General features: G+C 51.8%; 18 protein-coding genes and 3 pseudogenes. 12 read left to right on the forward strand and 9 right to left on the reverse strand.

The window, feature by feature from the left end:
• The 5 genes from ABZJ92_RS06420 to ABZJ92_RS06440 form a co-directional block, all read left to right on the forward strand.
• The coding region (locus ABZJ92_RS06420) for an IS1 family transposase (protein WP_071528444.1) at positions 1-60 on the forward strand (60 nt) is incomplete at its 5' end.
• On the forward strand, positions 53-1303 hold the full coding sequence (locus tag ABZJ92_RS06425) for a zinc-binding dehydrogenase (RefSeq protein WP_029717779.1): 1251 nt from the start codon (positions 53-55) through the stop codon (positions 1301-1303). The genes ABZJ92_RS06420 and ABZJ92_RS06425, both read left to right, overlap by 8 nt.
• Positions 1300-2265 (forward strand): class II fructose-bisphosphatase, encoded by a 966-nt coding sequence (glpX, locus tag ABZJ92_RS06430; protein ID WP_000987277.1) that lies wholly within the window; start codon positions 1300-1302, stop codon positions 2263-2265. Before ABZJ92_RS06425 ends, glpX begins: the two co-directional genes overlap by 4 nt.
• A 21-nt stretch (positions 2266-2286) precedes the next feature.
• Positions 2287-2796 (forward strand): fumarase E, encoded by a 510-nt coding sequence (gene fumE, locus ABZJ92_RS06435; protein ID WP_000224135.1) that lies wholly within the window; start codon positions 2287-2289, stop codon positions 2794-2796.
• Positions 2793-3506: a nucleoside/nucleotide kinase family protein gene (locus tag ABZJ92_RS06440; protein WP_000687747.1), complete on the forward strand. Its 714-nt coding sequence runs from the start codon at positions 2793-2795 to the stop codon at positions 3504-3506. Before fumE ends, ABZJ92_RS06440 begins: the two co-directional genes overlap by 4 nt.
• Here ABZJ92_RS06440 and ABZJ92_RS06445 read toward each other — a convergent pair.
• The 5 genes and pseudogenes from ABZJ92_RS06445 to ABZJ92_RS06465 form a co-directional block, all read right to left on the reverse strand.
• Positions 3478-4155, reverse strand: coding sequence for an ABC transporter ATP-binding protein (locus tag ABZJ92_RS06445; protein WP_000956870.1), 678 nt, complete (start codon positions 4153-4155; stop codon positions 3478-3480). The genes ABZJ92_RS06440 and ABZJ92_RS06445 overlap by 29 nt on opposite strands.
• Complete coding sequence (locus ABZJ92_RS06450; RefSeq protein ID WP_000256979.1) at positions 4149-4826, reverse strand: ABC transporter ATP-binding protein; 678 nt, start codon at positions 4824-4826, stop codon at positions 4149-4151. Before ABZJ92_RS06450 ends, ABZJ92_RS06445 begins: the two co-directional genes overlap by 7 nt.
• Positions 4814-5521: pseudogene (locus tag ABZJ92_RS06455) on the reverse strand (energy-coupling factor transporter transmembrane component T). Before ABZJ92_RS06455 ends, ABZJ92_RS06450 begins: the two are co-directional and overlap by 13 nt.
• Positions 5522-6100, reverse strand: coding sequence for an ECF transporter S component (locus tag ABZJ92_RS06460; RefSeq protein ID WP_000124315.1), 579 nt, complete (start codon positions 6098-6100; stop codon positions 5522-5524).
• Between the two features lie 22 nt (positions 6101-6122).
• A pseudogene (locus ABZJ92_RS06465) lies at positions 6123-6554 on the reverse strand (PPC domain-containing DNA-binding protein).
• 371 nt (positions 6555-6925) lie between these two features.
• On the opposite strand from ABZJ92_RS06465, the gene epd reads away from it, so the two are divergent.
• The 7 genes from epd (at position 6926) to srsR (ending at position 14227) form a co-directional block, all read left to right on the forward strand.
• Positions 6926-7945 carry an erythrose-4-phosphate dehydrogenase gene (gene epd, locus ABZJ92_RS06470; RefSeq protein ID WP_000218480.1) on the forward strand — a complete coding sequence of 340 codons (1020 nt, stop codon included), beginning with the start codon at positions 6926-6928 and terminating at the stop codon, positions 7943-7945.
• A 49-nt stretch (positions 7946-7994) separates the two neighbouring features.
• The gene (pgk, locus tag ABZJ92_RS06475; protein WP_000111269.1) at positions 7995-9158 is read left to right on the forward strand and encodes a phosphoglycerate kinase; all 1164 of its coding nucleotides are present in this window, start codon (positions 7995-7997) and stop codon (positions 9156-9158) included.
• A gap of 214 nt (positions 9159-9372) precedes the next feature.
• Positions 9373-10452, forward strand: coding sequence for a class II fructose-bisphosphate aldolase (gene fbaA / locus ABZJ92_RS06480; RefSeq protein ID WP_000034372.1), 1080 nt, complete (start codon positions 9373-9375; stop codon positions 10450-10452).
• Positions 10453-10642: 190 nt separating this feature from the next.
• Positions 10643-11503, forward strand: coding sequence for a small-conductance mechanosensitive channel MscS (gene mscS, locus ABZJ92_RS06485; protein ID WP_000389818.1), 861 nt, complete (start codon positions 10643-10645; stop codon positions 11501-11503).
• Between the two features lie 138 nt (positions 11504-11641).
• On the forward strand, positions 11642-12277 hold the full coding sequence (argO, locus tag ABZJ92_RS06490) for an arginine exporter ArgO (protein WP_000493360.1): 636 nt from the start codon (positions 11642-11644) through the stop codon (positions 12275-12277).
• 92 nt (positions 12278-12369) lie between these two features.
• A complete protein-coding gene (locus ABZJ92_RS06495) occupies positions 12370-13110 on the forward strand; it encodes an oxidative stress defense protein (protein ID WP_000669834.1) in 741 nt (246 codons plus the stop codon).
• Positions 13111-13276: 166 nt separating this feature from the next.
• Positions 13277-14227 (forward strand): LysR family transcriptional regulator SrsR, encoded by a 951-nt coding sequence (gene srsR / locus ABZJ92_RS06500; protein WP_011069499.1) that lies wholly within the window; start codon positions 13277-13279, stop codon positions 14225-14227.
• Here the strand turns inward: srsR and scpC are convergent.
• From scpC to scpA, 4 genes and pseudogenes are all read right to left on the reverse strand, one after another.
• Positions 14169-15647: pseudogene (gene scpC / locus ABZJ92_RS06505) on the reverse strand (propionyl-CoA:succinate CoA transferase). The gene srsR and the pseudogene scpC overlap by 59 nt on opposite strands.
• A 23-nt stretch (positions 15648-15670) precedes the next feature.
• On the reverse strand, positions 15671-16456 hold the full coding sequence (gene scpB, locus ABZJ92_RS06510; protein ID WP_000122063.1) for a methylmalonyl-CoA decarboxylase: 786 nt from the start codon (positions 16454-16456) through the stop codon (positions 15671-15673).
• Positions 16457-16466: 10 nt separating this feature from the next.
• Positions 16467-17462 (reverse strand): methylmalonyl Co-A mutase-associated GTPase MeaB, encoded by a 996-nt coding sequence (gene meaB / locus ABZJ92_RS06515; protein ID WP_000606497.1) that lies wholly within the window; start codon positions 17460-17462, stop codon positions 16467-16469.
• Positions 17455-19599, reverse strand: coding sequence for a methylmalonyl-CoA mutase (gene scpA / locus ABZJ92_RS06520; RefSeq protein WP_000064244.1), 2145 nt, complete (start codon positions 19597-19599; stop codon positions 17455-17457). Before scpA ends, meaB begins: the two co-directional genes overlap by 8 nt.
• Positions 19600-19737: the final 138 nt, after the last annotated feature.

Below are 19737 nucleotides of genomic sequence, written 5' to 3' on the forward strand. Positions count from 1 at the left end.
TCGGTGGAGCTGCATGACAAGGTCATCGGGCATTATCTGAACATAAAACACTATCAGTAAGTTGGAGTCATTACCCGAATTTGAACTGCCAGAAATTACCGATAATGAACTGTTAGTGAGTGTAATTTCTGACAGCGTCTGTTTATCGACCTGGAAAGCGGCGTTACTCGGTAGTGAACATAAACGCGTACCCGACGATTTAGAAAATCATCCGGTCATTACCGGGCATGAATGTGCCGGGGTTATTGTCGAAGTGGGTAAAAATCTCACTGGCAAATATAAAAAAGGCCAGCGTTTTGTATTGCAACCGGCGATGGGGTTACCAAGCGGATATTCAGCGGGCTACAGCTACGAATATTTTGGCGGCAATGCCACTTATATGATTATTCCCGAAATCGCCATTAATTTGGGCTGCGTATTACCGTATCACGGCTCTTATTTTGCTGCGGCGTCGCTGGCAGAGCCTATGTGCTGCATTATTGGTGCTTATCATGCCAATTATCACACCACGCAATATGTTTATGAGCATCGCATGGGCGTCAAACCTGGCGGCAATATTGCACTGCTGGCGTGTGCGGGTCCGATGGGCATTGGCGCTATCGATTACGCCATTAACGGTGGCATACAACCGTCACGGGTGGTGGTGGTCGATATCGACGACAAACGCCTGGCGCAGGTGCAGAAGCTGCTGCCGGTGGATCTGGCGGCCAGTAAAGGCATTGAGCTGGTGTATGTGAATACCAAAGGGATGAGCGATCCTATCCAGATGCTGCGGGCGCTGACAGGAGATGTCGGGTTCGATGACATTTTTGTTTATGCGGCGGTGCCTGCTGTCGTTGAGATGGCTGACGAATTACTGGCGGAAGATGGCTGTCTGAACTTCTTTGCCGGGCTGACGGATAAAAACTTCAAAGTGCCGTTTAATTTCTACAACGTCCATTACAACAGCACGCACGTAGTCGGTACATCCGGCGGTTCAACGGACGACATGAAAGAGGCGATTGCCCTTAGCGCCACAGGACAGTTACAGCCGTCGTTTATGGTGACCCATATTGGTGGCCTGGATGCGGTGCCAGAAACCGTGCTCAATCTGCCGGATATCCCTGGCGGTAAAAAACTCATTTATAACGGCGTGACCATGCCGCTCACTGCCATTGCCGATTTTGCCGAAAAAGGCAAAACCGATCCGCTGTTTAAAGAGTTGGCGCGGCTGGTTGAGGAAACGCACGGCATCTGGAATGAACAGGCCGAGAAATATCTGCTGGCACAATTTGGCGTTGATATCGGGGAGGCCGCGCAATGATGTCCCTGGCGTGGCCATTATTTCGCGTTACGGAACAGGCAGCGTTGGCTGCCTGGCCGCAAACCGGATGTGGCGACAAAAATAAAATTGATGGCCTGGCGGTCACCGCGATGCGCCAGGCATTAAACGACGTCGCTTTTCGTGGACGAGTGGTTATCGGCGAAGGAGAAATTGACCATGCGCCGATGCTGTGGATTGGCGAAGAGGTGGGCAAAGGCGATGGGCCAGAAGTCGATATCGCGGTTGATCCCATTGAAGGCACGCGGATGGTGGCGATGGGGCAGAGCAATGCGCTGGCGGTCATGGCTTTCGCTCCTCGAGATAGCCTGTTACATGCGCCCGATATGTATATGAAAAAGCTGGTTGTTAATCGACTGGCTGCCGGGGCGATTGATCTGTCTTTGCCTCTGGCGGACAACTTGCGTAACGTGGCGCGGGCGTTAGGTAAACCGCTGGACAAGCTGCGCATGGTTACGCTGGATAAACCGCGTCTGAGTGCCGCGATTGAAGAAGCAACACAGCTGGGCGTGAAGGTTTTTGCCCTGCCGGATGGCGATGTCGCCGCCAGCGTGCTGACCTGCTGGCAGGATAATCCTTACGATGTGATGTACACCATCGGCGGTGCGCCAGAAGGCGTGATTTCTGCCTGTGCCGTTAAAGCGTTAGGCGGGGATATGCAGGCCGAGCTGATTGACTTTTGTCAGGCTAAAGGGGATTACACGGAAAATCGGCAGATTGCAGAGCAGGAGCGCAAGCGTTGTAAGGCAATGGGCGTTGACGTTAACCGTGTGTACTCGCTCGATGAACTGGTGAGGGGGAACGATATCCTCTTTAGCGCTACGGGCGTGACGGGCGGCGAGTTGGTGAACGGTATCCAACAGACGGCGAATGGGGTGCGGACGCAGACATTACTGATCGGCGGCGCGGACCAAACGTGTAATATAATAGACTCCCTGCATTGATGGTGATCTATCGGAAGACCAATGGCGACGCTGACAGAAGATGATGTGCTTGAGCAACTGGATGCACAGGACAATTTATTTTCATTTATGAAAACTGCGCATTCTATTTTGCTCCAGGGGATACGCCAGTTTCTGCCGTCGCTGTTTGTCGATAACGATGAAGAGATCGTCGAATATGCAGTGAAGCCGTTACTCGCCCAAAGCGGCCCGCTTGACGATATTGATGTTGCGCTGCGTTTGATTTATGCGCTGGGGAAAATGGATAAATGGCTGTATGCCGATATCACGCACTTTTCCCAGTACTGGCATTACCTGAACGAACAGGATGAAACGCCCGGATTTGCCGATGATATAACCTGGGATTTTATCAGCAATGTCAACAGTATAACTCGCAATGCGACGCTCTACGATGCGTTAAAAGCGATGAAGTTCGCCGATTTCGCCGTCTGGTCAGAGGCGCGTTTTAGCGGAATGGTCAAAACGGCGCTGACGCTGGCAGTAACGACCACCTTAAAGGAATTAACGCCGTGAAAATTGAATTAACGGTGAATGGGCTGAACGTGCAAGCGCAGTACCATGATGAAGAGATAGAACGCGTGCATAAACTGTTGCTGCGTATGCTGGCGGCCTTACAGACGGTAAATCCGCAGCGGCGTACGGTGGTTTTTCTTTGCGCTCCGCCGGGGACGGGTAAATCTACCCTAACCACCTTCTGGGAATATCTCGCGCAACAAGACCCGGAGCTGCCCGCTATTCAGGCGCTCCCGATGGATGGTTTTCACCATTACAATAGCTGGCTGGACGCGCATCAATTGCGCCCCTTCAAAGGCGCACCAGAGACATTTGACGTTGCGAAACTGGCGGAAAATCTGCGCCAGGTGGTGGAAGGGGATTGTACGTGGCCGCAGTACGATCGACAAAAGCATGATCCTGTTGAAGATGCGTTGCACGTTACCGCACCACTCGTCATCGTCGAAGGAAACTGGTTGTTGCTGGACGACGAGAAGTGGTGCCAGCTTGCGCAATTTTGTGATTTCTCGATCTTTATCAACGCGCCAGCTGCTGCGTTGCGGGAGCGTCTGGTGGGGCGCAAGCTGGCGGGAGGGGTATCGCTGGCAGATGCAGAAGCCTTTTATGACCGTACCGACGGGCCGAATGTTCGCCGGGGGCTGGAAGAGAGTCTGCCTGCAAATTTGACCTTAATGATGACCGCTACGGGTGAATATCGTCTGGTGGATTAACGTTCCTGATTACACCATCTTCCAGCCGCACCACACGAGAGAAATGACGCCGGGTAAATGCGGCGTCATGACTGATTGCTACCACGCTCGTGCCTCGCTGGCGGCACTTCTCCAGCCAGCTTTCAAACACGCTCAACCAATTTTCGTCAAAATCCCGACTCGGCTCGTCCAGCAGTAATAGTGGCGGAGAGAGTGCTTCCAGGCAGGCGACGGCGACCATCCGTCGCTGCGCATTATGCAGATCCAACGGGTGCGAGTTGGCAGTGTCTGCTAACTGACAACATTGCAGGGCAGCATGGGTACGTTGAGTGATTTCATCCGCCGGGCATTTTTGCAGTTTCAAACCAAATGCGATCTCGTCAGCGACGGTGCTGTGAAAAAGTTGGTTTTCCGCTTCCTGAAACAGTACGCCAACCTTTGCCGCGCGCTGGCGGTTTTTCAGGTTTTTCATCGCCTGTTGTTGCAGCATAACCGTACCGGCTGTGGGCGTAAGAAGACCTGCCATTACTCGTAACAGCGTCGATTTCCCTGCGCCATTGTCACCGGTCAGCGCCAACCATTCACCTTGTTTGAGTTGCAGAGAAATGTCGCAAAGACAATCCGTTGCCGCGCCAGGCCAGCGATAAGATATCTTATTTAACGTTAACATAGTGGCTGGAGCGCTCCGTTTTGCAATTGCCACGCTTGCTGGCAGTAGTTCAGGAAAGGTGTGCGATGACGTTCAAAAAGAATAATCAGCGAACCACGTTCAAACGCCCAGTGTTGTAAGCGCTGCAACAGCATTTCGCTGGCCTGCGGTGTCAGGCGGCTAAAGGCTTCATCAAGAATTAAGAGCTTTGGCTGCATCGCGATGGCGCAGGCGATGATCACGCGCTGTGTCTCTCCACCGGAGAGTGTTGCCGGGTGACGATGGCGCAACGGCTGGCACTCGGTCAGAGTCAGGGCGGCATCAATCCGCGCCATAATCTCTGCTTCAGCAAGACACAGATTTTCTGGCCCAAAGGCAACTTCTTCTTCCACGCTAAAGGTACAGCCGGAGAGCTGCAAATAGGGCGATTGCTGGACGAGCTGGATGGTGGCGGATTGTTCATTAAGCGGGAGATGCCCAATGGGCGTACCGAGGAGCGTCCCCGTGCCTGTTATCTCTCTTGGCAGAAAGTCCGGATACCAGCCCGCCATCAGCTGTGCCAGCGTACTTTTGCCACTGCCGTTGTCACCAAAGATGGCGACCATCCCCGGTTTGACATAGTGAAAGTCATAACAGAACGGAGGATGCGTTGAGTGTGTCGGGCAATAACGGAACTGTTCTAACGTAACCATATCCACGCTCCGAATTCTGTCAGCATCAGCAAGATCATGGTGTAACGCGCTACGCGTTGTAGGGTGCTATCGGCTGGTGCCCACAACGTTGTTCGTCGGTTGTGGATCCGAAATGCCCGCATATCCAGCGCCGCACCACGGACAGCCAGATCGTTAAGCGCATTGTGTGTTAGCGGAATAATTAACGCGGGCATAGCACGTAAACGCTGATACCAGCCCTCATCCAGCGGCACGCCGCGGGCACGCTGCGCTTCATGAATAATCGCTAATTGCCGTTTTAACTGCTCAACGACCAATAACGGCCCGGCAAACAGATAAGCGACGCCTGGCGGCAGGCGAGAAGCAAACAGAGCGCGAATAAAACATTGCACGGGGACGTACTGCATTCACAACTGTGAGGTTGAAACAATCGCCAGAATCAGCAACCAGAGCGTAATAGCATGCGACCACCGTTCTGGCGAGCGTGGCGTGCCGCTTAGCCATTCTGGTAGCCAGCCACCGTGTACCAGCCACAGCCCGGCTCCCAGCGAGAACATCAGCCAGACGACATATTTTGCCCGCCGCCGCGTGGCCTTTAGCGCAATAAGGCAGAAAAAGGTCGCCGCGCTATAGATCGGCAAAATGGTCTGCGCGGGCAGGATAAGCGTGGTGCAGGCCGCTAATGCCCACAGTGTTAATGAGGTAAATGGATGCATTTAGCGCACGGCAGCCATTGCCGGAAAATGGCGCGTGGTGCGAATCGGCAGCTGGCGCAGTAAAAGCCAGACAATCACCGCTGTAAGAATTTTATCGACCAGGTTCGCGCCTATCACCGTAATCGCCACCGACTCCACCAGGTTTTGCCCCATCGAGTGCATCCAGGCAACGAACAAATCGGCTCCGCTACCGGTGACACCGCCGAACAGCGCAGTACGCAGCGGTACAGCGACGACCGTTACCGCAAGCGTAATAATCACGCCGCTGACAACGACTTTTGGCAGGGTGCGAAACCAACCCGCTCGCGCCAGCCAACCGGAGACCAGGCCGATGACCATCGCGACGGGTGCAAATGCGGCGGCGATCGGGTCGGTCAGCAATCCCCAGAGTAAATTGGTCAGTAAGCCGGTCAGCATTCCGATCACCGGACCAAGCAGTACCGCGCTAATAAGTGTGCCGATGGAGTCGAGAAATATAGGTAATTTGACCATGCTGGCCAGTTGCCCGCCGATCATATTGATGGCGATAGATATAACGATCAACACCAGTGCCTGACTGGAAAAGTGGCTACGCGCCATAAGAAAACCTCTTTGAAAGTAGTTATTTAACGGGGGAAATATGCAACTCGTCGTAACCAGAAAGCGCGCAAGGTTGGCGGCTAAACGCCAGTTCCTCAAGGCTACCGATCACCAGTTCAAGCGTGGTCCGCACGGTACAGCCGGGCATCATATGACCGCCAAGCATCGTGCCGTGTGGATCGGAAACGCAGAGATGAAGATGCTCACCACTCTGTTCCAGCGTGCCGTTTAGTGAGATCACTTCGAATGTACCGTTCAGGAGCGTGGTGCCTTCTTGCCCGGCATAGCGCAAGGCGACGTCAGTCAGGCTACCGGTACAGCCTGCAATCTAGGCGGCATGAAGTTGATGTTGCTGTGCAAAAGCGTGTAGCTGGGAAAAAACTTCCTGCCCGGGGAGGAGGCGCAGTGCGTAAAAGCGTGCGGAGGAAGAATATGAGTAGGGCAATGTCATCATTGGAGTACTCCGAAACTCGGACGTATTGCGGATAATATCGACGCTGCATCAGTCATATTCTGATATAAGTCAGGGTTTGTGACGGCACAACGAAAAGATTTTGCTACGCTTATTCGTGATTCTGCAAAGTGGAATAAATTCCACAGGGGCGGGGCTGAAAACGTGACGTAAGTCAGATAATTGCTTTCTTTGACTGGACAATCATTCCTTTTATTCCACGTTTCGCTTATCCTAGCTGAAGCGTTTCAGTCGATTAAATGTTCGACAATTAACCAATCAGTCGCAGTTTGCGACAGGTAAGGTTTCCCCGGACGATTTGCTGGATTACTCTGTCTGGCAAATTTGCTCAGGGAAAACCTTGCAGGAGATCTATGACCGTACGCGTAGCGATAAATGGCTTCGGTCGCATCGGGCGTAATGTGGTTCGTGCTTTGTATGAATCCGGACGCCGGGCGGAAATTACCGTGGTGGCAATCAACGAACTGGCGGATGCTGCGGGCATGGCGCATTTGTTGAAATATGACACCAGCCATGGCCGTTTTGCATGGGAAGTACGACAGGAACGCGATCAACTTTTTGTTGGTGATGACGCCATCCGCGTATTGCATGAACGTTCACTGCAATCGCTCCCCTGGCGTGAACTTGGCGTTGATGTAGTCCTCGACTGCACCGGCGTATATGGCTCCCGCGAGCATGGCGAAGCGCATATTGCCGCCGGGGCCAAAAAAGTGCTCTTTTCACATCCTGGCAGTAACGATCTCGACGCGACCGTTGTTTACGGCGTCAATCAGGATCAACTTCGTGCGGAACACCGCATCGTTTCTAACGCTTCCTGTACCACGAATTGCATAATTCCCGTCATCAAATTGTTAGATGATGCGTACGGTATTGAGTCCGGCACTGTGACCACAATTCACTCCGCCATGCACGATCAACAGGTTATTGATGCATACCATCCTGACCTGCGTCGCACCCGGGCAGCCAGCCAGTCGATCATTCCGGTCGATACTAAACTGGCCGCTGGTATCACACGATTTTTTCCGCAATTTAACGATCGCTTTGAAGCGATTGCGGTACGTGTGCCAACCATAAATGTGACGGCAATCGATTTAAGCGTGACGGTGAAGAAACCTGTAAAAGCCAATGAAGTCAACCTGTTGCTGCAAAAAGCAGCACAAGGTGCATTTCATGGTATAGTTGACTATACGGAATTGCCGTTGGTCTCTGTAGATTTTAACCACGATCCGCACAGTGCCATTGTCGATGGCACCCAAACCCGGGTCAGTGGCGCACACCTGATCAAAACGTTGGTCTGGTGCGATAACGAATGGGGCTTTGCTAACCGAATGCTCGACACGACGTTAGCTATGGCTACTGTTGCTTTCAGGTAAGACGCAAGCAGCGTCTGCAAAACTTTTAGAATCAACGAGAGGATTCACCATGTCTGTAATTAAGATGACCGATCTGGATCTTGCTGGGAAACGTGTATTTATCCGTGCGGATCTGAACGTACCAGTAAAAGACGGGAAAGTAACCAGCGACGCGCGTATCCGTGCTTCTCTGCCGACCATCGAACTGGCCCTGAAACAAGGCGCAAAAGTGATGGTAACTTCCCACCTGGGTCGTCCTACCGAAGGCGAGTACAACGAAGAATTCTCTCTGCTGCCGGTTGTTAACTACCTGAAAGACAAACTGTCTAACCCGGTTCGTCTGGTTAAAGATTACCTCGACGGCGTTGACGTTGCTGAAGGTGAACTGGTTGTTCTGGAAAACGTTCGCTTCAACAAAGGCGAGAAGAAAGACGACGAAACCCTGTCCAAAAAATACGCTGCACTGTGTGACGTGTTCGTAATGGACGCATTCGGTACTGCTCACCGCGCGCAGGCTTCTACTCACGGTATCGGTAAATTCGCTGACGTTGCGTGCGCAGGCCCGCTGCTGGCAGCTGAACTGGACGCGCTGGGTAAAGCACTGAAAGAACCTGCTCGCCCGATGGTGGCTATCGTTGGTGGTTCTAAAGTATCTACCAAACTGACCGTTCTGGACTCCCTGTCTAAAATCGCTGACCAGCTGATTGTTGGTGGTGGTATCGCTAACACCTTTATCGCGGCACAAGGCCACGATGTGGGTAAATCCCTGTACGAAGCTGACCTGGTTGACGAAGCTAAACGTCTGCTGACCACCTGCAACATCCCGGTTCCGTCTGATGTTCGCGTAGCAACCGAGTTCTCTGAAACTGCACCGGCTACCCTGAAATCTGTTAACGATGTGAAAGCTGACGAGCAGATCCTGGATATCGGTGATGCTTCCGCTCAGGAACTGGCTGAAATCCTGAAGAATGCGAAAACCATTCTGTGGAACGGTCCGGTTGGCGTGTTCGAATTCCCGAACTTCCGCAAAGGTACTGAAATCGTGGCTAACGCTATCGCAGACAGCGAAGCGTTCTCCATCGCTGGCGGCGGCGACACTCTGGCAGCAATCGACCTGTTCGGCATTGCTGACAAAATCTCCTACATCTCCACTGGCGGCGGCGCATTCCTCGAATTCGTGGAAGGTAAAGTACTGCCTGCAGTAGCGATGCTCGAAGAGCGCGCTAAGAAGTAAAAAATCACAGGGCAGGGAAACCTGCACTTGTTTCAGCGCGCTTTTAGAGCACGCATTTTTTCATACTCTAAATAATTCGAGTTGCAGGAAGGCGACAAGAGAGTGAATCCCCAGGAGCTTACATAAGTAAGTGACTGGGGTGAGCGAACGCAGACGCAGCACATGCAACTTGAAGTATTATGAGTATAAGGCCCGACGATACAGGACAAGAGACATGTCTAAGATTTTTGATTTCGTAAAACCTGGCGTAATCACTGGTGATGACGTACAGAAAGTTTTCCAGGTAGCAAAAGAAAACAACTTCGCACTGCCAGCAGTAAACTGCGTCGGTACTGACTCCATCAACGCCGTACTGGAAACTGCTGCTAAAGTTAAAGCGCCGGTTATCGTTCAGTTCTCCAACGGTGGTGCTTCCTTTATCGCTGGTAAAGGCGTGAAATCTGACGTTCCGCAGGGTGCTGCTATCCTGGGCGCGATCTCTGGTGCGCATCACGTTCACCAGATGGCTGAACATTATGGTGTTCCGGTTATCCTGCACACTGACCACTGCGCGAAGAAACTGCTGCCGTGGATCGACGGTCTGCTGGACGCGGGTGAAAAACACTTCGCAGCTACCGGTAAGCCGCTGTTCTCTTCTCACATGATCGACCTGTCTGAAGAATCTCTGCAAGAGAACATCGAAATCTGCTCTAAATACCTGGAGCGTATGTCCAAAATCGGCATGACTCTGGAAATCGAACTGGGTTGCACCGGTGGTGAAGAAGACGGCGTGGACAACAGCCACATGGACGCTTCTGCACTGTACACCCAGCCGGAAGACGTTGATTACGCATACACCGAGCTGAGCAAAATCAGCCCGCGTTTCACCATCGCTGCGTCCTTCGGTAACGTACACGGTGTTTACAAGCCGGGTAACGTGGTTCTGACTCCGACCATCCTGCGTGATTCTCAGGAATATGTTTCTAAGAAACACAACCTGCCGCACAACAGCCTGAACTTCGTATTCCACGGTGGTTCCGGTTCTACTGCTCAGGAAATCAAAGACTCCGTAAGCTACGGCGTAGTGAAAATGAACATCGATACCGATACCCAATGGGCAACCTGGGAAGGCGTTCTGAACTACTACAAAGCGAACGAAGCTTATCTGCAGGGTCAGCTGGGTAACCCGAAAGGCGAAGATCAGCCGAACAAGAAATACTACGATCCGCGCGTATGGCTGCGTGCCGGTCAGACTTCGATGATCGCTCGTCTGGAAAAAGCATTCCAGGAACTGAACGCGATCGACGTTCTGTAAGTCATTCCTTTCTGCTTATCTCAAGGCCCGCTCTGCGGGTCTTTTTTTCGCCAAAAGCAAGGTGATTCAGATGAGAAATCTGTGATCTATTTGGCAAAATTATGCTTTATTGTTTACCCTTGTCAGACTGCCCGTCATAAGGCGGCGGAGTGTATTTCTCCATTTTGAGTCAGTTGAAAAGGAATATTGAATGGAAGATTTGAATGTTGTCGATAGCATAAACGGCGCGGGAAGCTGGCTGGTAGCTAACCAGGCGCTGCTGCTAAGTTATGCAGTAAACATCGTGGCGGCACTCGCGATCATCATCGTTGGTTTGATTATCGCGCGGATGATTTCCAACGCGGTGAATCGCCTGATGATCTCCCGTAAAATCGATGCCACTGTTGCTGATTTTCTTTCTGCATTAGTCCGTTACGGTATTATCGCCTTTACGCTAATCGCTGCCCTGGGACGCGTGGGTGTACAAACAGCGTCAGTCATTGCTGTACTCGGTGCCGCAGGCTTAGCTGTTGGTCTGGCTTTGCAGGGGTCACTTTCTAACCTGGCCGCTGGCGTGTTACTTGTCATGTTCCGCCCGTTCCGTGCCGGAGAATATGTTGACCTCGGCGGCGTAGCCGGTACTGTGCTGAGTGTGCAGATTTTCTCCACCACCATGCGTACTGCAGACGGTAAAATTATCGTTATTCCGAACGGTAAAATTATTGCCGGAAATATTATTAACTTCTCCCGCGAGCCAGTTCGCCGTAACGAATTTATTATTGGCGTGGCGTATGATTCCGATATCGATCAGGTTAAGCAGATCCTGACCAATATTATCCAGTCTGAAGATCGCATTTTGAAAGATCGCGAAATGACTGTGCGCCTGAACGAACTTGGTGCATCGTCGATTAATTTCGTGGTCCGCGTCTGGAGCAACAGCGGCGATCTGCAAAACGTGTACTGGGATGTGCTGGAGCGTATTAAACGTGAATTTGATGCCGCCGGTATCAGCTTCCCGTACCCGCAAATGGATGTGAACTTTAAGCGGGTGAAAGAAGACAAAGCTGCGTAATCAACGCTGAGGCCAGATAATACTCTCTGGCCTCTCTCTTATTAGTTATTCTGATTGCCAATTAATATTATCAATTTCCGCTAATAACAATCCCGCGATATAGTCTCTGCATCAGATACTTAATTCGGAATATCCAACGTGTTTTCTTATTACTTTCAAGGTCTTGCTCTTGGGGCAGCTATGATTCTGCCGCTCGGCCCACAAAATGCTTTTGTGATGAATCAGGGCATTCGTCGTCAGTACCACATTATGATTGCCTTACTTTGCGCTATCAGCGATTTGGTCCTGATTTGCGCGGGGATTTTTGGTGGTAGCGCGTTATTGATGCAGTCGCCGTGGTTGCTAGCGCTGGTCACCTGGGGCGGCGTAGTCTTCTTGCTCTGGTATGGTTTTGGCGCTTTTAAAACAGCGATGAGTAGTAATATTGAGTTAGCTAGTGCCGAAGTCCTGAAGCAAGGCAGATGGAAAATTATCGCCACCATGTTGGCAGTGACCTGGCTGAATCCGCATGTTTACCTGGATACTTTTGTTGTACTGGGCAGCCTTGGCGGGCAGCTTGACGTCGAACCAAAACGTTGGTTTGCGCTCGGGACAATTAGCGCCTCTTTCCTGTGGTTCTTTGGTCTGGCTATTCTCGCAGCCTGGCTGGCACCGCGCCTGCGCACGGCAAAATCACAGCGCATTATCAATCTGGTAGTGGGATGTGTCATGTGGTTTATAGCCTTGCAGCTGGCGAGAGACGGTATTGCTCATGCACAAGCCTTGTTCAGTTAGGCGCTATCTGATGGAAAAATAAAACAGAGGCGCTAAGCTTGCCTCCAGAGGTCCTGAATTTTGGGCAAGTCAATTAACACGGAGAGACTAACGTGAAGTTCAAAGTTATCGCCCTGGCGGCATTAATGGGTATTAGCGGGATGGCAGCGCAGGCTAACGAATTGCCGGATGGACCGCATATTGTCACCTCCGGTACGGCAAGTGTGGATGCGGTGCCAGACATTGCCACTCTTGCGATTGAAGTTAACGTGGCCGCGAAGGATGCCGCTACAGCCAAGAAACAGGCAGATGAGCGCGTCGCACAATACATTTCCTTCCTTGAACTCAATCAGATCGCGAAAAAAGATATCAGCTCAGCGAATTTACGCACCCAGCCAGATTATGACTATCAGGATGGTAAAAGTATCCTGAAAGGCTACCGAGCTGTGAGAACGGTGGAAGTCACGCTCCGTCAGTTAGACAAACTGAATTCCTTGCTGGATGGCGCGCTGAAGGCGGGTCTTAACGAAATTCGTTCTGTGTCGCTGGGCGTGGCGCAGCCGGATGCCTATAAAGACAAAGCGCGTAAGGCAGCGATTGATAACGCGATTCATCAGGCGCAGGAACTGGCGAACGGCTTTCATCGTAAACTGGGGCCGGTATATAGCGTGCGCTACCATGTTTCCAACTATCAGCCCAGCCCAATGGTGCGGATGATGAAAGCCGATGCCGCGCCGGTGTCTGCCCAGGAAACTTACGAGCAGGCCGCTATTCAGTTTGATGATCAGGTCGATGTGGTCTTCCAGTTAGAACCTGTGGATCAACAACCCGCTAAAACACCTGCAGCACAATAATACTTGTAGCCCGACGTATTCGTCGGGCTAATGCCTTTACCCGATATTGCCTCCTTTTTCTGTAATTTTCTGTAAAACCATGACGTAATCACCTATCTTTGCTCGCGGTTTCATCAAGGATAGGCTGACTGAAACGGTTAAGCGGACAAGGATGCGGGGAGGGGGGATGGACATTTTTATTTCGAAAAAGATGCGCAATTTCATTTTATTAGCGCAAACCAATAATATTGCCCGGGCGGCAGAAAAAATCCATATGACGGCTTCGCCATTTGGTAAAAGCATTGCCGCGCTGGAAGAACAAATTGGCTATACGCTATTTACCCGCAAAGATAATAATATCAGCCTCAATAAAGCCGGTCAGGAACTGTATCAAAAACTGTTCCCGGTTTATCAACGACTTTCTGCGATTGATAATGAAATCCATAACTCAGGGCGTCGTTCACGAGAAATTGTGATTGGCATAGATAATACTTATCCGACAATTATTTTCGATCAGTTGATTAGTCTCGGAGATAAGTATGAAGGCGTGACCGCCCAGCCAGTTGAGTTCAGCGAAAACGGCGTTATCGATAATCTTTTTGACCGTCAGTTAGATTTTATTATCTCCCCACAGCATGTATCTGCACGAGTTCAGGAACTGGAAAACCTGACTATCAGTGAATTACCACCGCTGCGATTGGGCTTTCTCGTTTCTCGCCGTTATGAAGAGCGTCAAGAGCAAGAGCTGCTTCAGGAGCTGCCCTGGCTACAAATGCGCTTTCAAAACCGGGCTAACTTCGAAGCAATGATTGATGCGAATATGCGACCTTGTGGGATCAATCCCACCATTATTTATCGTCCCTACAGTTTTATGGCCAAAATCAGCGCCGTGGAGCGCGGACATTTTCTGACGGTGATCCCGCATTTTGCCTGGCGACTGGTGAATCCGGCAACGCTGAAATATTTTGATGCGCCGCACAGGCCGATGTATATGCAGGAATATCTTTATTCAATCAGAAATCATCGTTATACCGCCACGATCTTCAGCATATTGCTGAAGATCGTGACGGGACAAACCATTAACCCAGCATCGAGCCGGTTGCAATTAAATTACGGTGTAAGTCGAAGACGTGGCTAAGATCGTGGTGAATATGTCCGCCGGGCGCATTTTCCAGATAGCGATGCAGATAATCCCGATACATAGGATGTGCACAATTATCAATGATAGTGCGGGCGCGTTGAAGCGGGGAAAGACCGCGCAGATCGGCGATCCCTTGTTCGGTGATGATCACTTTGACGCTGTGTTCGCTGTGATCAACATGGCTGCACATTGGCACGACGGTTGAGATCTTGCCTTCTTTAGCAATCGACGGAGCCATAAAGATCGACAGATACGCGTTGCGTTCAAAATCACCGCTGCCGCCGATGCCGTTCATCAGATCGACCCCGGCTACGTGCGTTGAATTTGCATGCCCGTAAATATCAAACTCCAGGCCGACGTTCAGAGCGATGACGCCCAGACGACGGATGATTTCCGGGTTATTGGAAATCTCCTGCGGACGCAACACAATGCGGCTGGCAAAGTAATCCATATTGTCGTAAATCTTGCGCAGGGAATCGGCCGAGATTGTCAGGCTGGAGGCGCTGGCCCCGCTGATTTTGCCGGTTTCCAGTAAATGCACCACCGATTCCTGTAGCACTTCCGAATACATCATGAACGGAGGAATTTCCGGGTTTTCCCCCAGACGTGCCATTACCGCATTATTGATATTGCCCACGCCACTTTGCAGCGGCAGAAATTCCGGCGGAATACGCCCATGCGCCATTTCCTGCAATAAGAACGTGACCACGTTATCGGCAATCTGCTGGCACATGGGATTTTGCTTATCCAGCATATTACCGGCGTCGGGCAAGTTGGTTTCCACGACGGCGACAATCTTTTTCGGATCGATTTGCACATAGCGGGTACCGACGCGATCCATTGCATGGAAGATCGACACGCTATTGCGCCGCGGTGGCGCGCCAGGAATCACAATATCTGCCAGTTCTGCAACGCGCGGATCGTGATAGTGATTAAGTTCAATGATCACTTTCTTCGCTCGCAGCAGCTAGGTCGGCGCATTACCGATCCCGCTGGTTAACCAGACTCGACCATCCGGTGCCAGTGCCGATGCTTCAATGACGGCAACATCAATGTCGCCGAAGAAACCGTAATTGACCATTTGCGCCACTTCGCTCAAATGCAGGTCAACGAAACTCACCGCGCCCTGATTGATCTTTTTACGTAAACTGGACGATGTTTGATATGGCGCACGCCAGGAAACAGCATCGGCGTCAGAAAGTACATCGTCAGCGGCGGCGCTGATTGACGCCCCCGTCAGCAGGCGAATTTGATACGGCTTTTTGGCCTCATGCTGTTCGTTAGCTCTGCGGGCAATCGCGGCGGGTAGGGCTTTCGGCGAACCCGCTGGGGTAAAGCCGCTAAATGCCACCATGTCGTTATGCTGGATAATTTCTGCCGCTTCATCGGCGGTCATCCTTGTCCACTGAGTTTCCATTTTTACTCCTTCGTTCGCAGGGATTAATGACCAACGAAATTAGGTTTACGTTTTTCGAGGAAAGCGTTCATCCCTTCCTGGTAATCTTCGCTGTCATAAACCGCGCGGCGCATCCCCTGAATACGTTCAAATTCATCGGAGTTCATGGTGTGTGCTTCGCCCAGTACACGCAGCTCTTCTTTGATAACGGCAATGGCTAACGGCGCTTTCTCAGAGATGTGGTGCGCCATTTGTAAGGTGAAATCTTCCAGTTCTTCCACTTCCACAACATGGTTGAGGATGCCGACAGCCAGCGCGCGCTGGGCGGTGATTGGCGAAGCGGTAAAAATCAGCTCTTTGACAATGTGGAAGCCCGCGTCGCGGGTCAGGTTGTGAATGCCGACCAGGTTATACGGGACGCCGAGGTTTACAGGCGTCATTGAGAAGGTTGAGGTACTGGCGGCGATGATCAGATCGGAACTCATGATCATTTCAAATGCGCCACCCCAAACACTACCTTCCACCATCGAAATGATCGGTTTCGGGAATTTTTGGATCATGCGGGTGATTTGACGCAATGGATCATCATAGGAGAGCGGATCGCGACCGCCAGACGGCAGTTCGTGAATATCGTGACCTGCGGAGAAGACTTTGGATCCACTTGGCGCCCGCAAAATGATACAGCGAATTTCCGGCCGGTTGAGATCGCTTAACGCCTGCATAAGATCATCAATAAAGACTTTACTTAAGGCATTAAGTTTTCGTCCATAGTTAAACTCAATGACCGCCACTTTGTTGATAGTGGCAACGTTCACATACTGATAAGACATAAAAATTCCTTTAATCAAAATATTGCGTCTGGATAAATTCACTGAGCTGCCGCAGGCCGGTGCGCGGTGAGAGCGTATTGTTTTTGACCGCTAAAAGCGTCTGGCGGTAATAGCGATCGAAATCTTCATTCGCGAACAGGTGATTCAGTACTTCTTCTTCGGTCTGCTTACGCAGCCATTCCACCGATTGTTGTTGCCGCACTTGTTGTAAACGACCACTGGCAGTTAGCGCGGTTTTGAAGTCGATGATGGCGTGCCAGATCTCATCGATTCCACGTTTTTCCAGTGCGCTACAAGTCAGACCCCGTGGCTGCCATTCGTCGTATTTACGTCGCAGAATATGCAGGGCACTCTCGTACATATGCCGGGCAATGGCGACATTGGTATGGTTATCGCCATCGTCTTTGTTGATAACGAGCAGATCAGCCACTTCCATCAGCCCTTTTTTAATGCCCTGCAGATCATCGCCGCCACCGGCAATTTGCAACGAGATAAAACAGTCCACCATGCGGGCGACTTCCGTTTCCGACTGCGCGATGCCAACCGTTTCGACAATCACTACGTCATAACCCGCCGCTTCGCATAACAGCATTAATTCCCGTGCTCGCTGACTGGCACCGCCCAGATGACCGGAGGAGGGTACCGGGCGAATAAACGCCGCCTCGGCACGCGCCAGGTCATTCATGCGGGTTTTATCCCCGAGAATGCTACCGCCAGTGACCGGGCTGCTGGGATCGACCGCAATAACAGCAACCTTTAATCCCTCACGAATCAACAACATGCCAAAGGCTTCAAGAAAGGTACTTTTCCCCGCGCCGGGTGTGCCGGTAACGCCCAGTCGCAGGGCGTTACCACAGAACGGCATAATAGCGTCAAGCAGCTGTGTACTTAGCGCCTGATGACGTGGGTGACGGCTTTCCACCAGCGTCATGGCTTGGGCGAGCGTGGCACGCTCACCCTGACGTAAGCGGCGAATACTTTCTGCCAGCGTGGCTTCATTAATCATGATGCTGGCTTATCAGATTCAGTACGTCGCGCACACTGTCGAGCATAGGTGTACCTGGACCATAAATCGCCGCCACGCCGCGCTCTTGCAGGAAGGCGTAATCCTGCGGCGGAATGACGCCACCCGCGACCACGCAGATATCTTCGCGTCCCCATTTTTTCAGCGCTTCGACCAGTTCCGGGATCAGCGTTTTATGACCGGCAGCCAGTGAGGATGCGCCCACTACGTGAACGTCGTTTTCTACGGCTAGGCGGGCGATCTCTTCAGGTGTAGAGAACATCGGGCTTAAATCTACGTCGAAACCGAGATCGGAATAGGCGCTGGCGATCACTTTCGCGCCGCGATCGTGTCCATCCTGGCCCATCTTAGCGATCAGAATGCGCGGGCGACGACCATTGTCGGCAAGGAACTGCTCCGTTTGCGCAACAATGGCATCGAACTCGGAGGCCGATTTCTCAGACTGATGATAGCTTTGCGCAATCACGCCGGTAACACACTGGCTTGGCACCAGATAACGGTCGAAAGCGACTTCCAGCGCATCGGAAATTTCACCCAGGGTGGCGCGAACGCGAGCGGCATTAACAGCGGCAGCCAGCAGGTTTTCGTTATGCTGTGCGGCGTGAGTCAGGGCGTTCAACGCGGCGGTTACGGCGGCATCATCACGGGTGGCGCGAATGCGTTCCAGCGAAGCAATTTGCTCGTTACGCACCATCACGTTGTCGATCTCAAGTACATCGGTTTCGTCTTCGTGATCCAGTTTGTACTTGTTGACACCAACGATGACACGCTTGCCCTGGTCGATCAGCGACTGTTCGCGCGCTGAGGCCTCTTCGATCATTCGTTTTGGCAGACCTGCTTCGATCGCTTTCGCCATGCCACCGGCTTCGTCGATCTGTTGGATAATAGCTCTGGCTTGTTTGACGATTTGATCGGTCAGCGACTCAATGTAATAGGATCCGGCCAGTGGATCGACGGTGTGGCAGAGTTCTGATTCTTCCTGGATGATGATCTGGGTGTTGCGGGCAATGCGTGCTGAGAAATCGGTAGGCAAACCAAGCGCTTCGTCAAAGGCGTTGGTATGCAGTGACTGAGTACCGCCCAGCGTCGCAGCCAGTGCTTCAATGGTGGTGCGGATAACGTTGTTATACGGATCCTGTTCAGTCAGGCTCCAGCCTGAGGTCTGGCAGTGGGTACGCAGCGCCAGTGATTTCGGATCCTGTGCGCCAAATCCACTGACCGCTTCGCTCCATAAATAACGTGCCGCACGCAACATGGCGACGTTCATAAACAGATCCATGCCGATACCGAAGAATAACGACAGGCGAGGAGCGAAGTCATCAATTTTCAGTCCGGCAGAGATTGCTGCTTTGATGTACTCAATCCCATCGGCGAGCGTAAATGCTACCTGCTGCACGCAGTTGGCACCCGCTTCCCCCATGTGGTAACCGCTGATACTGATGGTATTAAATCGCGGCATGTTGCCGGAACACCAGGCGATGATGTCGGCGATAATGCGCATTGACGGTTTTGGTGGGTAAATATAGGTGTTGCGGCAGAGGTACTCTTTGAGAATATCGTTTTGAATGGTGCCGGTCAGTTTATCAGGTGTAACACCTTGCTCTTCTGCGGCGACGATATAAAACGCCAGTACTGGTAGCACTGCGCCATTCATGGTCATCGAAACCGACATTTTATCCAGCGGGATCTGGTCGAACAGGACTTTCATATCTTCCACGGTGTCGATAGCGACGCCCGCTTTGCCGACGTCACCCGCCACGCGTGGGTTATCGGAGTCGTAGCCACGGTGGGTGGCAAGGTCAAACGCAACGGAAAGACCTTTTTGCCCGGCGGCCAGGTTACGGCGATAAAAAGCGTTGGACTCTTTTGCTGTTGAAAAACCAGCATACTGACGGATGGTCCACGGTTGGGCGGTATACATAGTGGCACGCGGGCCACGAACGTAGGGCGGCAAACCAGGAAGGGTACCTGTCACCTCCAGATTATCGAGATCGGCTTCGGTATACAGCGGCTTGATGGCGATCCCTTCCGCGGTTTGCTGAACCAGCGAGTCGACAGTTTTCTCCCGACGGCTCAATTCCTTGTTGGCAAGCTGTTGCCACTCCTGCTCGTTAGACATTATTTGCTCCGTAAAACGCAATCAAAATGAGGGTATTTGCGCTTACGGTGAGCTTTTTACGTGGGTTTGTCGCCAGCAAAAAAAATGCATTCAGACGTCGTTTTTTGCCGCCTGAGATTTGTCTATTTTGTGATGTGA

The sequence above is a fragment of the Shigella sp. FJ200513 genome, assembly GCF_040495915.1.
Lineage (GTDB): Bacteria > Pseudomonadota > Gammaproteobacteria > Enterobacterales > Enterobacteriaceae > ECMA0423.

Bases quoted from the DNA above. Each gene is read 5' to 3' on its own strand.
- glpX (WP_000987277.1), top strand. From the start codon at position 1,300: ATGATGTCCCTGGCGTGGCCATTATTTCGCGTTACGGAACAGGCAGCG.
- fumE (WP_000224135.1), top strand. From the start codon at position 2,287: ATGGCGACGCTGACAGAAGATGATGTGCTTGAGCAACTGGATGCACAG.
- ABZJ92_RS06445 (WP_000956870.1), bottom strand. From the start codon at position 4,155: ATGTTAACGTTAAATAAGATATCTTATCGCTGGCCTGGCGCGGCAACG.
- ABZJ92_RS06450 (WP_000256979.1), bottom strand. From the start codon at position 4,826: ATGGTTACGTTAGAACAGTTCCGTTATTGCCCGACACACTCAACGCAT.
- ABZJ92_RS06460 (WP_000124315.1), bottom strand. From the start codon at position 6,100: ATGGCGCGTAGCCACTTTTCCAGTCAGGCACTGGTGTTGATCGTTATA.
- epd (WP_000218480.1), top strand. From the start codon at position 6,926: ATGACCGTACGCGTAGCGATAAATGGCTTCGGTCGCATCGGGCGTAAT.
- pgk (WP_000111269.1), top strand. From the start codon at position 7,995: ATGTCTGTAATTAAGATGACCGATCTGGATCTTGCTGGGAAACGTGTA.
- fbaA (WP_000034372.1), top strand. From the start codon at position 9,373: ATGTCTAAGATTTTTGATTTCGTAAAACCTGGCGTAATCACTGGTGAT.
- mscS (WP_000389818.1), top strand. From the start codon at position 10,643: ATGGAAGATTTGAATGTTGTCGATAGCATAAACGGCGCGGGAAGCTGG.
- srsR (WP_011069499.1), top strand. From the start codon at position 13,277: ATGGACATTTTTATTTCGAAAAAGATGCGCAATTTCATTTTATTAGCG.
- scpB (WP_000122063.1), bottom strand. From the start codon at position 16,456: ATGTCTTATCAGTATGTGAACGTTGCCACTATCAACAAAGTGGCGGTC.
- meaB (WP_000606497.1), bottom strand. From the start codon at position 17,462: ATGATTAATGAAGCCACGCTGGCAGAAAGTATTCGCCGCTTACGTCAG.
- scpA (WP_000064244.1), bottom strand. From the start codon at position 19,599: ATGTCTAACGAGCAGGAGTGGCAACAGCTTGCCAACAAGGAATTGAGC.